The 12611-nt window shown below is 47.3% G+C and carries 14 protein-coding genes; 4 read left to right on the top strand and 10 right to left on the bottom strand.

The genetic code is table 11. The annotated features are described in order from the left end of the window. Positions 1–51 precede the first annotated feature (51 nt). Complete coding sequence (locus LEPBO_RS0116945) at positions 52–933, bottom strand: YwqG family protein (protein ID WP_081614747.1); 882 nt, start codon at positions 931–933, stop codon at positions 52–54. A 199-nt stretch (positions 934–1132) separates the two neighbouring features. On the opposite strand from LEPBO_RS0116945, the gene LEPBO_RS0116940 reads away from it, so the two are divergent. After that, positions 1133–1495, top strand: a complete 363-nt coding sequence (locus LEPBO_RS0116940; RefSeq protein WP_239741182.1) for a hypothetical protein — start codon at positions 1133–1135, stop codon at positions 1493–1495. A 208-nt stretch (positions 1496–1703) separates the two neighbouring features. On the opposite strand, the gene ligA is transcribed toward LEPBO_RS0116940, so the two are convergent. Next, positions 1704–3725 (bottom strand): NAD-dependent DNA ligase LigA, encoded by a 2022-nt coding sequence (gene ligA, locus LEPBO_RS0116935; RefSeq protein WP_017288749.1) that lies wholly within the window; start codon positions 3723–3725, stop codon positions 1704–1706. A 260-nt stretch (positions 3726–3985) separates the two neighbouring features. On the opposite strand from ligA, the gene LEPBO_RS0116930 reads away from it, so the two are divergent. Then, positions 3986–4186 carry a hypothetical protein gene (locus LEPBO_RS0116930; RefSeq protein ID WP_017288748.1) on the top strand — a complete coding sequence of 67 codons (201 nt, stop codon included), beginning with the start codon at positions 3986–3988 and terminating at the stop codon, positions 4184–4186. Here the strand turns inward: LEPBO_RS0116930 and LEPBO_RS0116925 are convergent. The 8 genes from LEPBO_RS0116925 to LEPBO_RS0116890 form a co-directional block, all read right to left on the bottom strand. After that, a complete protein-coding gene (locus tag LEPBO_RS0116925; RefSeq protein ID WP_036044666.1) occupies positions 4152–4802 on the bottom strand; it encodes an HAD family hydrolase in 651 nt (216 codons plus the stop codon). The two genes, LEPBO_RS0116930 and LEPBO_RS0116925, sit on opposite strands and share 35 nt — an antisense overlap. 82 nt (positions 4803–4884) lie before the next feature. Further along, complete coding sequence (locus tag LEPBO_RS0116920) at positions 4885–5235, bottom strand: hypothetical protein (RefSeq protein ID WP_017288746.1); 351 nt, start codon at positions 5233–5235, stop codon at positions 4885–4887. Between the two features lie 42 nt (positions 5236–5277). Then, positions 5278–5688, bottom strand: coding sequence for a MerR family DNA-binding protein (locus LEPBO_RS0116915; RefSeq protein WP_017288745.1), 411 nt, complete (start codon positions 5686–5688; stop codon positions 5278–5280). After that, positions 5688–5942, bottom strand: coding sequence for a hypothetical protein (locus LEPBO_RS0116910; protein ID WP_017288744.1), 255 nt, complete (start codon positions 5940–5942; stop codon positions 5688–5690). Before LEPBO_RS0116910 ends, LEPBO_RS0116915 begins: the two co-directional genes overlap by 1 nt. Then, complete coding sequence (locus tag LEPBO_RS0116905) at positions 5939–8200, bottom strand: heavy metal translocating P-type ATPase (RefSeq protein ID WP_017288743.1); 2262 nt, start codon at positions 8198–8200, stop codon at positions 5939–5941. Before LEPBO_RS0116905 ends, LEPBO_RS0116910 begins: the two co-directional genes overlap by 4 nt. A gap of 20 nt (positions 8201–8220) precedes the next feature. Further along, positions 8221–8415: a heavy-metal-associated domain-containing protein gene (locus LEPBO_RS0116900; RefSeq protein ID WP_017288742.1), complete on the bottom strand. Its 195-nt coding sequence runs from the start codon at positions 8413–8415 to the stop codon at positions 8221–8223. 175 nt (positions 8416–8590) lie between these two features. Then, a complete protein-coding gene (locus LEPBO_RS37360; protein ID WP_017288741.1) occupies positions 8591–10426 on the bottom strand; it encodes a polysaccharide deacetylase family protein in 1836 nt (611 codons plus the stop codon). Between the two features lie 192 nt (positions 10427–10618). Then, complete coding sequence (locus LEPBO_RS0116890; RefSeq protein WP_017288740.1) at positions 10619–11323, bottom strand: HEAT repeat domain-containing protein; 705 nt, start codon at positions 11321–11323, stop codon at positions 10619–10621. A gap of 94 nt (positions 11324–11417) precedes the next feature. Here LEPBO_RS0116890 and hisB point away from each other — a divergent pair, with 94 nt between their 5' ends. Both hisB and LEPBO_RS0116880 read left to right on the top strand, forming a co-directional pair. Further along, positions 11418–12050: an imidazoleglycerol-phosphate dehydratase HisB gene (gene hisB, locus LEPBO_RS0116885; protein ID WP_017288739.1), complete on the top strand. Its 633-nt coding sequence runs from the start codon at positions 11418–11420 to the stop codon at positions 12048–12050. Further along, positions 12047–12598 carry a hypothetical protein gene (locus LEPBO_RS0116880; protein ID WP_144056218.1) on the top strand — a complete coding sequence of 184 codons (552 nt, stop codon included), beginning with the start codon at positions 12047–12049 and terminating at the stop codon, positions 12596–12598. Before hisB ends, LEPBO_RS0116880 begins: the two co-directional genes overlap by 4 nt. Positions 12599–12611: the final 13 nt, after the last annotated feature.

Genomic DNA, 12611 nt, shown 5'->3' with positions numbered 1-12611 from the left:
AATTTGATACTCGATATCTCGACCCGATTCTGTAGCGTTCTAATGTGCTTATTATCCGCATTGCAGAATCGTCCATGTCTTACTAAACTGTCTCTCTTTAAGGTCAAATTTACGAATCCAGAAAAATATTAAGCCAACATCCCCCCACATTGCACCGATGTCATCATCCGAGTCAATTTGCAAGAGAAGCCGCCATTCAGAAGCATCAATCTTTAGAACCTTCGCTCTGGGGTCTTGATAACCGCTAGAATTGCCGCAATATAATCCATGAAAGACTAATTGGCACTCTATTTGCATATCCCCCTGAAGATTATTCGAGTGCCCCAAAAGCTGATGTAAGGGTTCATCCTGAACACATTCTTGCTTAAGATCATTGAGCAAATTGAAATAGTTGTCAATTTCTTCTGGATTGAAGTCTTCCTGGTCAAAAATTGTGGATGCATAGTGACTTGGTAGCGATGGAATCACCTTGAAGCCGATATTGTACTCTTGAAAACATAACTCCTCAATGTTGCTTCCCAGCGGTAACTCATATCTACTGAGTGCCTCAGATGTAGCTGCAGGAATGTAAACAACCGCTGAACCTCCACGATGCTTCGGATCATATCCCCAAGGTTTCTCAACCATGTCGTAGAAGAAGTAGAGCATTCCACGATGGGGGAGAGCGCTACCAAAATCATAATTGATCAAATCAGAGCAATTGATTTGGGCTAAGAAACCAAGAGGATGCCCCTGGCAATATGGATATTCAAAATCTTGAGGAACATCTGGCAAACCACCGATGCGAGAAGTACCAATACTACCAGTACCTCTATTTAACTTAGAAATGTGAATTGCAGGGACAAGTAGTTCCTCAATGCGTTTAGAGACTCTCTCTAAATTATGCTCAGCAATCAATCGTTTGATTTGTTCTTTCATCAATTGCATAGTCATAGCTTTAGTTTATCACTATATAACTATATAATAGTAGTTTGGACAGAATTGTGACAAGAAAGCTGCCCATCGCTTAGGGTGCACATAATCACAAATGCACCGTGGAAGCCATTGTACAGAGCCTGCTAGCCGAAGTGGGTGATTTCGCAAACCGCAGACGAAATTCTTAGTGACTTCATTTACCACAATGTTGAATTTCATGACTTCCATGAAATTCACGATCGACCTTCCTGAAGCGCTGCCAACGCGCCTCAATGCTCAAGAGCAAAGCTTGTCTCAAGTTCTAGAAGTGGGACTTGATGAACTGATTGCTAGCCCACAGACTGGATTTACAGGTTTTGCAGAAGTTCTGGAATTTCTTGCGAATCTTCCGACTCCCGAAGAGATTCTTGCATTGCGCCCCTCAGAAACGCTACAAGCTCAAATCGATCAACTTTCTGAAAAACATAAAGCCGAATCGCTGACTCCTCAAGAAAAGCACCTCTGGCAACAATACGAATATCTAGAGCATGTCATCAGCATGGCGAAAGCAAAAGCCTATCTCAAACTGAATCCCCAATGAATGCCTTCCGAATAAAATTCGGGGCTATACAAACGAAGTCCGCCGTCGCGGACTGATTCGGAAAATGGCTGTTAGTGAAGGCACACTTTGTTCGTTTAGCCGCGAATTCCATTCGCTAGGAAACAATGATTCCCCAGGAGACATCATGACCGAATCATAATCAGACCCACGCATAAAAATCGATTTTGAAAACAGTCTAATTTTTACCTTACCCCTGGATGAGTTGAACTAGATCCGCTTCCGAAAGGATTGAGACTCCTAACGTTTGCGCCTTTTCCAGTTTCGAGCCTGCCTTCTCTCCAGCAACTAAGTAATCTGTCTTCTTACTCACAGAATCCGTTACTTTACCGCCTGCTTTCTGAATCAAGGCTTGTGCTTCATCCCGCTTCAGAGTCGGCAATGTTCCAGTAATCACAAAGGTTTTTCCTGAAATTGCGGTCTCAACTTGAGCAACTGGCACAACTTCGCCTTTGAGTTGAATTTCAGCTTGGCGTAAGCGATCGATGAGTTCCTGGTTGCCATGATTCTGAAACCACTGCGAGACCGATTGGGCAATCTCAGATCCAAATCCTGGCACGGCTGAAATCTGCTCAGGTGTTGCTGCTGCTAATTCTTCAACACTTGGAAACGCCTGGGTTAGAGTTTGAGCATTCACACTGCCAACATGCCGAATGCCTAACCCGTACAACACTCGTGACCAGGGCTGAGATTTAGAATCTTGGATTGCTTTGACAATCTTCTCGGCGGATTTTTTGCCCATGCGCTCTAGCGTCAGAAGGTTCTCGATCGTTAAATCGTACAGTCCCGCAACAGAATTCACGAGATTTTGATCCACGAGTTGAGCCACTAATTTCTCGCCTACGCCGTTGATATCTAATGCGTCACGGCTTGCCCAGTGCGTTAATGCACCGCGTAAGATCGCAGGACAAGAAGCATTAATACATCGCGTTACCGCTTCATTTTCGGGTTTCACAACCGGCTCATGGCACTCCGGGCAATGAGTTGGCATTTCAAACAGTCGGGCATTCTCAGGACGCAATTCGGTCAGGACTCGCACGACTTCAGGAATAATTTCTCCTGCTTTGCGAACAATCACAGTATCGCCAATGCGACAATCGAGTTCGGCAATACGATCGCGATTATGCAAGGTTGCTCGCGATACTGTTGTACCTGCTAATTGCACAGGTTTTAGTTCGGCAACGGGTGTAATCGCGCCTGTTCGTCCAACATTGACACTAATATTTTCTAAAATTGTCGGAGCTTCTTCTGCCGGATATTTCAGCGCGATCGCCCAACGTGGAAATTTCTGGGTAAATCCAAGTCGAGTTTGCAGGGCAAACGAATTGAGTTTGATCACAACTCCATCCGTCATATAGCGGAGTTGAGTACGATCGACTGACCAGCGATCGCAATAGTCCTGAACAGCTTGTAAATCAGCACACTTTTCTCGTTCTGGATTGACTCGGAATCCCATTTCTCTTAGGAGTTCTAAAGCCTGCCACTGCGACTCTAATTCGCCTGGAACATGCAGCGTGTAAGCAAAGAAATCGAGCCGACGCTGGGCGACGATTTTAGCATCAAGCTGGCGTAAGGTTCCGGCAGCCGCATTGCGGGGATTGGCGAAAAGTGATTCTCCGGCTTTTTCGCGATCGCGGTTAATCTGCTCGAACGAGTCGAGAGAAAGAAATGCCTCACCTCGAACTTCAACCACAGGCGGCGGATTGTCTAAATTCAGGCGCAGCGGCACAGACCGAATTGCCCGCACATTCTGAGTAATTTCTTCTCCGGTCGTCCCATCTCCACGAGTTGCCCCCCGCACCAGCACCCCATTTTCATACGTCAGCGCCAAGGCATTGCCATCAATTTTCAGTTCGCAGACATACTCAAATTCAGTCACATCGGGCGCAACTTTCCGCCAACGCTGTTCCCAAGTCGCTAAGTCGGCATTTCCGAAGGCATTTTCTAAGCTGTAGAGTGGAATATTGTGCTTGACTGAAGTGAAATGGCTAGCAGGGCGTTCTCCGACTCGTTGCGTCGGACTGTCCGGGGTAATCAGTTCTGGGTAGTTCGCCTCGATCGTTTGTAGTTCACGGTAAAGCTGATCGTAGACCGAATCTTCGATCGTCGGCGCATCTAGCACGTAATAGTCATAACTTGCCTGCTGTAACAAGCGTCTAAGTTCTTGGACACGCTGCTGAGTTTCCGGGGTCAACTGTGCGACTGAATCCATGCCTTTTCCTCTGCCAATCTCAATCAGAGCATAGTTTACTTGCTAAAATCACTCCTCTACCAGGAAAATGATGTCAAAAGCTTCAGTATTTTAGTACTATTTTCGTTGATTAAGCTCAAGCAAGCTGAAAATTTGAGGATGAAAAAATAAGACTGAGACAGGATTGACGCATGTACTCTGTCTCAGTACGATTACAGAAGGGTGATACCAGATTGAGCAAAGAACGTTGTTAAAGTCCCGATTCGTTCTGGAAAATGTGTATGAACCCCCCATCCGAAATTCCACGCGCCCCCAAACCTGAATCCGAAGAAACCCCTATTTCAGAAGCTGGTGGCATGTTTGATGCATTTGTGAGTTTAGAAGAGATTGCTCCTGACGTAACGTGGTCAGATGCGATCGCAGATCAGTGGGGAATTCCCAATCCTCCTAATCAAGCAGCGCCCAAAGTTCTGGAGCAGTAAAGTCCTGAATCGCCAGCGTGGTTCCCATGTGTTTTAAATCCTTTGGGGTTTGAGTCGATGCGATGCCAATGGTCAAAATTCCGGCAGCGATCGCAGATTGAATTCCCAGAGGTGAGTCCTCGAACGCGATCGCTTGATCGGGTTCGAGTCCAAATTGTTTCAATGCATAAGTGTACGGTGCGGGATCAGGCTTGCCGATGCCGACTTCTTCCGCCAGAATGACGCGATCGAACACATCATCTAACTGCAAAGCCTTCAGCATAAACTCAGCATTCTTACGAGGTGCATTCGTCACCACTGCTTGCTGGATATGCCGCTGTTTTGCCCAGTCGATCAGATCCATCAAGCCGGGAGTGAGCGGTAATTGCTGCGCAAGCGCACGAAACCGGGCTTCTTTTTGTTCTGAAAGGGCTTCACCCTCAGCAGCACTTAACTGAGGTAAGAATTTGGCGATCAGGCGCGGGTTCGTACTGCCGCTCATTTCCTGCTTATAGAAGGTTTCGGTGATCTCAATGCCGAATTCTTTGAGACAGTCCTGCCAGGCAATAAAATGAATCGGGTCAGTGTCTGCGATCGTTCCATCCAAGTCGTAGAGAATAGCCTTTAGCGATTGCACGATCGTACCTTCACAAAACTTCACGGCTAAGGATAGCGTGAATCGGCACAACTAGCCATCTATTCAGCGGATATTTTTTGGCTTAGCACTGAGCGATCGATCGCGTTGAAGGGACACCGAAAATTGGAGTGGCATCTAAGCCAGTAACTTGTTGAAATTCAGTTGGCGTAAACGAAATCGCGATCTGATTCGCCTGCCAATGGTGCAATAACGCTTGAACTTGCTGAAAAAACTCAATTCCTCGGGTCATGGGAACTTTCACCCAGTTTTGCACCAGAATTTCGACCAGTGCCAGTTCGATCAAGGCAGGCGGATACAGTTGTAACAATTCGGTCAAACAGTCTTGGCACAGCTCAATGTTTTCGCTATCTAACTGATAGCTACTGATGATGTGTTTTACTCGCTGTTGTTGAATTTGTTCCTGAAGGCTCATCGGAAATGAAATTGCGCTACAAACAAGCTTAGCTTAAGTTGATCAATTCGATTCACTTTCAATGATTGGACAAATGGTTGCAGCAGAATTTGTGGCTTGCTGTGCGAGTAATTCTTCTAATTCCTGCTTGAGTATTTGGAGTTGCTGAATTTGGCGATCGATGTCACTCAATTTACCTTTGAGCGCCTGCTGAACCCGCTCACATGGCAGATCTCCTTGATCGTGTACTTCTAAAAACTCATGAATCTCCGATAGACTCATGCCCAAATGTTGCGCCCGCTTGATGAAATTTAGACGAGTGAATACATCAGCGCTAAATAATCGAAATCCGCCTTCTGTTCTGCCTACAGTTTTGAGTAAGCCTAGCTCCTCGTAGTAGCGGATTGTTTTAATCGGAATTCCGCTTTCTCTTGCAACTGTACCAATCAGTTTTGCGTCTTCTTGAACCAACATTAGTTCTCTCCTGTTTGAATTTCGCTTTGAGGCGAACCCTTGCGACGTTTAGGTTTGCTCGATAGGAACCACCACAGTTCTAGACTGATTAATCCTATCCCGCCTAAAGTGACGATCGCTTTATTCTCAAGCGGCTGTTCGATGCGATGGAACTGTCCAGTTTGAGCAGGCTGCATTTCCATGTTGTGAGGAGTTTGAGCCACTGCACGATTCATCAAAAGTAATCCTAAAATAGCAATGAGTGTGTTTTTCATCTTCCAAAGGGCTTGGGTTGAAAATTGCGAAGTCGGAGCGCGTTCGTAACCACGGAAACAGAGCTAAATGCCATCGCTGCTCCTGCAATAATTGGGCTGAGCAACCAACCGAAGAACGGATAGAGAATGCCTGCTGCGATCGGAATGCCTGCCACGTTATAGATAAACGCGAAGAACAGATTTTGCCGAATGTTGCGAATCGTGGCACGACTGAGTTGAATGGCAGTCACAATGCCTTGTAAGTCCCCAGAAATTAGAGTGATATCACTCGCCGCGATCGCAACATCGGTTCCGGTTCCGATCGCGATTCCCACATCTGCTTGTGCAAGAGCAGGCGCATCATTGATGCCATCACCCACCATCGCAACAATTTTGCCTTCAGATTGCAAAGTTTCAACAGTTGCAGCTTTTTCATCAGGGCGGACTTCTGCAAACACCCGCTGAATATTCACCTCGCGTGCAATCACATCAGCAGTCCGGCGATTGTCTCCCGTCAGCATGACGACTTCTAAGCCGAGCTTTTGTAAAGCACGAATTGCAGAAATCGACGAAGGTTTAACCGCATCTGCGATCCCCATAATTGCTTCAACTTGGCGATCGACCGCAATCCAGACAACCGTTTTGCCCAGTGATTCGAGTCGATCCCACTGCGATCGCAAAATGCTCGTCTCAATGCCTAATTCTGTCATCCAGCGATGTGTGCCAATCTGAATCAGTTGATCCGCGACATAACCTTGAACTCCACTTCCCGCGATCGCTTCAAAGTCTTGGGCGCTCGTGAGTTCGACAGTTTGAGCTTGTGCATAGTGCACGACTGCTTCTGCTAAGGGATGTTCTGAGTTTTGCTCGATCGCAGCAGCTAAACGGAGCAGATTTAATTCATTACGATTCGCAGTCCCTCGAACCGTAACAAAATCCGTGACCGTTGGTTTCCCTTGGGTAATTGTTCCAGTTTTGTCGAGAACGATCGTTTGTAGTTTATGCGCCAGTTCTAAACTCTCTGCTCCTTTGATTAAGATGCCATTCTCTGCACCTTTACCCGTACCGACCATAATCGAGGTCGGAGTTGCTAAACCTAATGCACAGGGACAGGCAATAATAAGCACGCCAACTGTCGGAATCAACGCCATCGTCACATTGCCCATGACGTTGTACCAGAGAATAAACGTTGCGATCGCAATGGCTATTACCACCGGGACGAACCATCCGGTCACTTGATCTGCCAAGCGTTGAATCGGAGCTTTTGAGCCTTGTGCTTGTTGCACCAGTTTCACAATCTGAGCGAGAAAGGTATCTTTGCCCACTCGTGTTGCTCTGAAGATAAAGCGACCTGTTTTATTTAAGGTCGCTCCAATCACCTCATCGCCAACTTGTTTACTCACAGGCACACTTTCACCTGTAACCATCGATTCCTCGATCGTCGATCGACCTTCAATAATCTCCCCATCGACCGGAATCTTTTCACCAGGACGCACAATCACGAGATCTCCGACCGTCACTTCCGCGATCGGGACATCCATCTCCTGTCCTTGGCGAATCACGCGCGCTGTTCTTGCCTGCAACCCAATCAGTTTACGAATCGCCTCAGAAGTGCGTCCTTTAGCACGATGTTCTAACAACCGACCTAGTAAAAGCAGCGCAATAATCACACATGCCGCTTCAAAGTAAACGTCTGGAGTAAGCCCTTGAGCGATAAACCACTGTGGAAAAAACGTTGGAAATAGAGAATATAGGTAAGCAGAACCCGTCCCGATCGCAACTAAGGTATCCATCGTCGCAGTGTGTCGCTTCAGAGCTTTCCAGGCATGGATAAAAAAAGACGCACCACACCAAAACAGCACAGGCGTTGTCAATATCAACTGAGTCAGTGGATCATGCAACTCCATCGGAATCCAGGGAATCGGCAGTCCGAGCATGGCAGGAAGCGACCCGATCACCAACACAGCGCTGATGATGCAAGCGACCCAGACTTTGCGGCGCAACTTGCGATTTTGAACTTGTCGTTCTCGCTGGTCTGCATCCTCTTCATCCGCTAGCACATTCTCTTGCATCGGCTGAGCAGAATAACCTGCGTCATCAACAGCTTGCTGAATCTCAGCTAGATTGGTTTTGCGAGAATCGTAAGCGATCGTTGCTTGCTCTGCGCCAAAATTGACGTTGCACTCATTGACACCCTCAACTGAGCGAATCGCATCTTCAATATTCTTCGCGCAGGCGGCACAACTCATGCCTTGAAGTTTGAGCGTGGTGGTTTCCATAAGACAAATTGGGAAAAGAACTAAGCAACCGTGTAACCTGCATCCGTAATCGCTTGTTTTACGGCGGTTTCTGAAGCCTGTGTCTCGATTTGGACAAGTTTAGTTTTGGGATCAGCGGTCACGATCGCAGTTGGATCGATCGATTTGATCGCGCTGGTAATCGTATCGCTACAAGCAGAACACGCCATATTCGGAACCGTAAGTTGTAAGGACATGAATCAAACTCCTGAACTGAAATTTGGAATCTTTATATGATCATTCTGAAATCTCTAGTGGGCTGGAGAGTCAAGTTATTTTTTTAGATTCTGTCTGAAGCATGAGAAAGAAGGCTGCCATTCTGGAATTCAGAACAACAGCCTTCTTTTCAATTTGATGCACTACTTTCTAACCCTAGGGCTTTGCAGCCGTTTGACAAGCCGAATCTGTTTGTACAGGCGGCATCAATGCCACAATATGAGGGACTGGGCGGGGCGTATAGCTCATCATCGACTCCCCTTTGAATGCCAGCGCGGCACTGGCTCCCGAATCGAGCATCACGGCTTCTCGCAATCCTGCTTTTGCTAGCGCTTCACCGAGATTCACGGAGTTGACATAATCACCCGAAACTCCGACAACCGGACGATCAGCTTGATCAATTCCCCAGAACGCGCGATCGCGCTCTGCATCAAAGCCAAACAATCCTCTAAATGTCTCTGCCGACTGAGGTTTGCCATCTTTGACTAACCAAGCTCCTGCTACAAATGCATCTTTCACCCCAAGCAATTCTGCCTCGACTCCCTCACGCGTGTTGTGTTTCAACGGATCAAACGGGATATATCGAATCGTTTGATCGTTAATTAACACGAGCGGTCGCCCTTCTAACTTAGAGAGTGATCCTTGAGGAGCCGCAACGAATTCGCCAGTTGCAGAACTCATCACAGGTCCAATCATCTTATTAGAATCGAGAAATTCCAGCGAGAAAAAGCCCCCATCAACTGCCGCGATCGCAGGCGTTCCCTGCTTAATTTCTACAACCTGCGCCCGAGTTTTCGCGTGAATCGTCGTCGGTTTTCCACCGGCTGCCAAAATCAAGGGCACTTTATTCACGGTGGTCTTGGTCAACTCCACAGGTGCGCTGAAATTCAGACCATTTTTGAAGAAAGTCATGGCAGGTCCGCCGTTGGCTTCGGCGATCACTTTCTCAGTTTGGGACTGTCCAATCCGTGAAATATTGAATAAGTTCTCAGACTCCGCTGCAAACAAGTTTGCCTCGTCGCTCATTGTCCAAGCCGCTTGATACCCCGCCGCGATCGCAGCTTGTTGAACTCGCTCGTCGTTCTTGCCTTCTGGATAGACAAAATATCGAATCGGAATTCCTAGCTTGGCTTCGAGCATCCGTTTCGATTCGGTCATCTCAAACGCTAACTTTGCATCATCCTTAATCTCGCGTAAATCTGCTGGATGATTGACACTGTGCGATGCGATCGTGATTAACGGATCAGCCGCCATCTCCTGAATCTGCGCCCAATTCATCCCCGGACGACCTCTAGGCTTGTCAATTTTGGCAGGATAAATCGAAAACGCACCCGGATACCCGTACTTCTTCAATAAAGGATAGACATATTTATAATGTCCTAAGTAACCATCATCAAAGGTGAGAACGACTGGCTTAGCAGGCAAAGGAATCCCAGTTTTCAAATGTTCGACGAGTTGATCCAAGCTAATCGGAGTCAACCCATTTTGTTGAATCAATTTTAGATGTGCCTCAAACTCTTGAGGAGTCACATCAAAAAAGACTTCTTTCTCCGCCACGATGTCGTGATACATCAGGATCGGAACTTTTGCCAATCGCGCTCTTGGATTGATTTGCGGAAACGGTGCTTCTGCGAGTTTTGCTTGCCAATCTTTCGCAAATTCAGATGATTTGGCTCTGAATGTCGTTGGTTTGAAATCAGTGGGAATCGATGTGGATGCTTGATATCCCAATTGCGTCCCCTGGGCACAAACGGGAGCAATGGCGACACTCAAACTAGAGTTGAGTTGCGGCGGCTCGTTGGCTAAGAACGTGGGAGTCAGCGATGAAATCTGGGGAGCCACTTCAGTTGGCAGCCAGCGATTTCCTGAAGCAACGATCGCACCTGCCCCAACCAGAAGCGGTAAACTCCCAACGGCTAGAAATTGCCAGCCAGCTTTGGGAGCGATCTGTTTCGAGAAGCCCAACAAACGAGTCCAAGGGGATTTTTTCATGGTGAGGTCAGGGGAAGGTCACTTGAACTATATACTCGATTTGACTTGCATCCCTAAGTCATGCAAATTACACAACGAGAGGGATGCTTGTCAATCATTTCCCTGCTAGTCTCTCCCAATCCGGTGAAAAATCTCTGCCTTGAACAACTTGTATAGAATTCACTGAGACACGATCGCAAATATTTTCAGTACTCAAATATTTTCAGTACTCAAACGCTCTAGCGCGACACGAGCCGCTGCTGCCACATTCGGATTACCGTCTTTTTCCAAATATTTCAAAGCAGACAGACTCTTCTCGCTGGGCATATTTCCCAACGCCTCTGCCAATCGTTGACGAATCAACCAATCTTCAGATTGAGCGAAGCGCAAAATTGCGTTGACCGCATCGACGGCTTTAATCTCTCCCAAAGCCGCGATCGCAGCTTGCTGCACGACAATTTCTTCGCTGTCTAATGCCTCCATTAGTACTTGTTTCGCCCGTGCATCTTTCAAATTCCCCAAGGCAACGGCTGCACTAAATCTCACAAGCCAGTCGGTATCTTCATAAAACAGTCGCACCAATGGCTCAAAGGCTCTGATGTCTTCTAAATAGCCCAATGCTCCAGCCGCATCTGCGCGAATCCCGTAGTCCGATTCGGTTTCGAGAATATTGAGGAGGATCGGAAAACTTTCATCGGTTTGCTTAATTCCTAACGCAAACACAGCCATCGATCGAATTTGTAAACTCTGATCATTCAAGACTTTTTTAATCAAGGGCACAGCGTCCTCAGCCGGAATGTCTCGCAGATTGGCAAGCGCTACCATGCGATCGCGGGTACTGTCACTGTCGAGTTGCTGAGCGATTTGGTTGAGGCTGAGACTCATATTTTTTACAAAACTTAAAAATTGCATTTTCATTGTGACAGAATTCCGAGTTCTGTGCCGCCTCTATGAAGGGAGGCTTCCCGAACAAATCTATAATGGGATTTGCTTTACGTTTTGGATTGCCACTATGCAGACTAGCGATCGACCCTCCCTTTCTTCAACGTTTTCGGTTGCCCGGATTGCTTCTGTCTCTCGTAAGACGGGTGAAACTGATGTGCAAGTGACCGTCAATCTCGATGGCACCGGAAAATGCGTTGCCAAAACAGGGATTCCGTTTCTCGATCATATGCTGCACCAAATCTCATCGCATGGATTGATTGATCTCGATGTGCAAGCAACGGGCGATATCGAAATCGATGATCACCATACAAATGAGGATGTCGGGATTACGTTGGGGATGGCGATCGCGAAAGCGTTAGGCGACCGTAAAGGCATTGTTCGGTTTGGGCATTTCGTTGCGCCTTTGGACGAAGCACTGATCCAAGTTGCACTTGATTTTTCAGGTCGTCCGCATCTGAGCTATGGCTTAGAGATTCCAACGCAACGGGTGGGAACCTATGATACGCAGCTTGTACGAGAGTTTTTTGTGGCAGTGATCAATCATGCTCAAATGACGCTGCACCTTCGCCAACTTGATGGAATCAATTCGCATCACATTATTGAAGCGACGTTTAAGGCATTTGCGAGATCGCTGCGAATGGCAGTAGAAATCGATCCACGACGGGCACATGAAATTCCCAGTTCAAAGGGTGTGCTGTGATGCGAGGCTGGCAAGTAGGAGTGGGATTGGCGCTGGTGTTGGGATCGCCTATCGTCGAAATGCGATCGGTCAGCGCTCAAGAGAGCATCTGGAAACGATTCACATCCAAGAGTCATGGCTTTTCTATTGTCATGCCCGGTACACCGACTGAGCGCAAACAAAGTGGACTGACCCAATTTGAACTGATTCGAGATGCAGAATCGGTACGGTATGCCGTAGGAGTTCTCAATTTACCTGCTGCTCCCGGAGAGGACAAAAAGCTGCAAAACGAAGTCTATGAAGGGATTCGTCGAGGAGCAGCGCGTGGACAAGCCGAACTCCTATCATTTCGCACGATTAAACTGGGTGAGTTCCCAGGACGGGAAATGAACTTTAAGCTGCCAGATAATATGGTGGCAAAATGGCGGGTTTATCTCGTCGATCGTCGTGCTTACTTTATCAATGTCACGACGACACAGGAAAATCAGCAGCGAGGACTGGCGACAAGCATTGATGTCTTTCTCAATTCGTTTCGACTGATTAGCCCCCCATCGAAGCAGCCGAATTAGGATTTCAATCTCT

This window comes from Leptolyngbya boryana PCC 6306 (assembly GCF_000353285.1).
Lineage (GTDB): Bacteria > Cyanobacteriota > Cyanobacteriia > Leptolyngbyales > Leptolyngbyaceae > Leptolyngbya > Leptolyngbya boryana.
Note: the sequence above shows the minus strand (reverse complement) of the source record. Positions and strands in the feature narration are given on the sequence as shown.

What these genes read in the sequence shown, in the direction of transcription:
- LEPBO_RS0116920 (WP_017288746.1), bottom strand. Translation starts at nt 5,235, where the DNA reads ATGAGCCTTCAGGAACAAATTCAACAACAGCGAGTAAAACACATCATC.
- LEPBO_RS0116890 (WP_017288740.1), bottom strand. Translation starts at nt 11,323, where the DNA reads ATGAAAATGCAATTTTTAAGTTTTGTAAAAAATATGAGTCTCAGCCTC.
- LEPBO_RS37360 (WP_017288741.1), bottom strand. Translation starts at nt 10,426, where the DNA reads ATGAAAAAATCCCCTTGGACTCGTTTGTTGGGCTTCTCGAAACAGATC.
- LEPBO_RS0116915 (WP_017288745.1), bottom strand. Translation starts at nt 5,688, where the DNA reads ATGTTGGTTCAAGAAGACGCAAAACTGATTGGTACAGTTGCAAGAGAA.
- LEPBO_RS0116900 (WP_017288742.1), bottom strand. Translation starts at nt 8,415, where the DNA reads ATGTCCTTACAACTTACGGTTCCGAATATGGCGTGTTCTGCTTGTAGC.
- hisB (WP_017288739.1), top strand. Translation starts at nt 11,418, where the DNA reads ATGCAGACTAGCGATCGACCCTCCCTTTCTTCAACGTTTTCGGTTGCC.
- LEPBO_RS0116940 (WP_239741182.1), top strand. Translation starts at nt 1,133, where the DNA reads ATGACTTCCATGAAATTCACGATCGACCTTCCTGAAGCGCTGCCAACG.
- LEPBO_RS0116945 (WP_081614747.1), bottom strand. Translation starts at nt 933, where the DNA reads ATGACTATGCAATTGATGAAAGAACAAATCAAACGATTGATTGCTGAG.
- LEPBO_RS0116930 (WP_017288748.1), top strand. Translation starts at nt 3,986, where the DNA reads ATGAACCCCCCATCCGAAATTCCACGCGCCCCCAAACCTGAATCCGAA.
- ligA (WP_017288749.1), bottom strand. Translation starts at nt 3,725, where the DNA reads ATGGATTCAGTCGCACAGTTGACCCCGGAAACTCAGCAGCGTGTCCAA.
- LEPBO_RS0116910 (WP_017288744.1), bottom strand. Translation starts at nt 5,942, where the DNA reads ATGAAAAACACACTCATTGCTATTTTAGGATTACTTTTGATGAATCGT.
- LEPBO_RS0116905 (WP_017288743.1), bottom strand. Translation starts at nt 8,200, where the DNA reads ATGGAAACCACCACGCTCAAACTTCAAGGCATGAGTTGTGCCGCCTGC.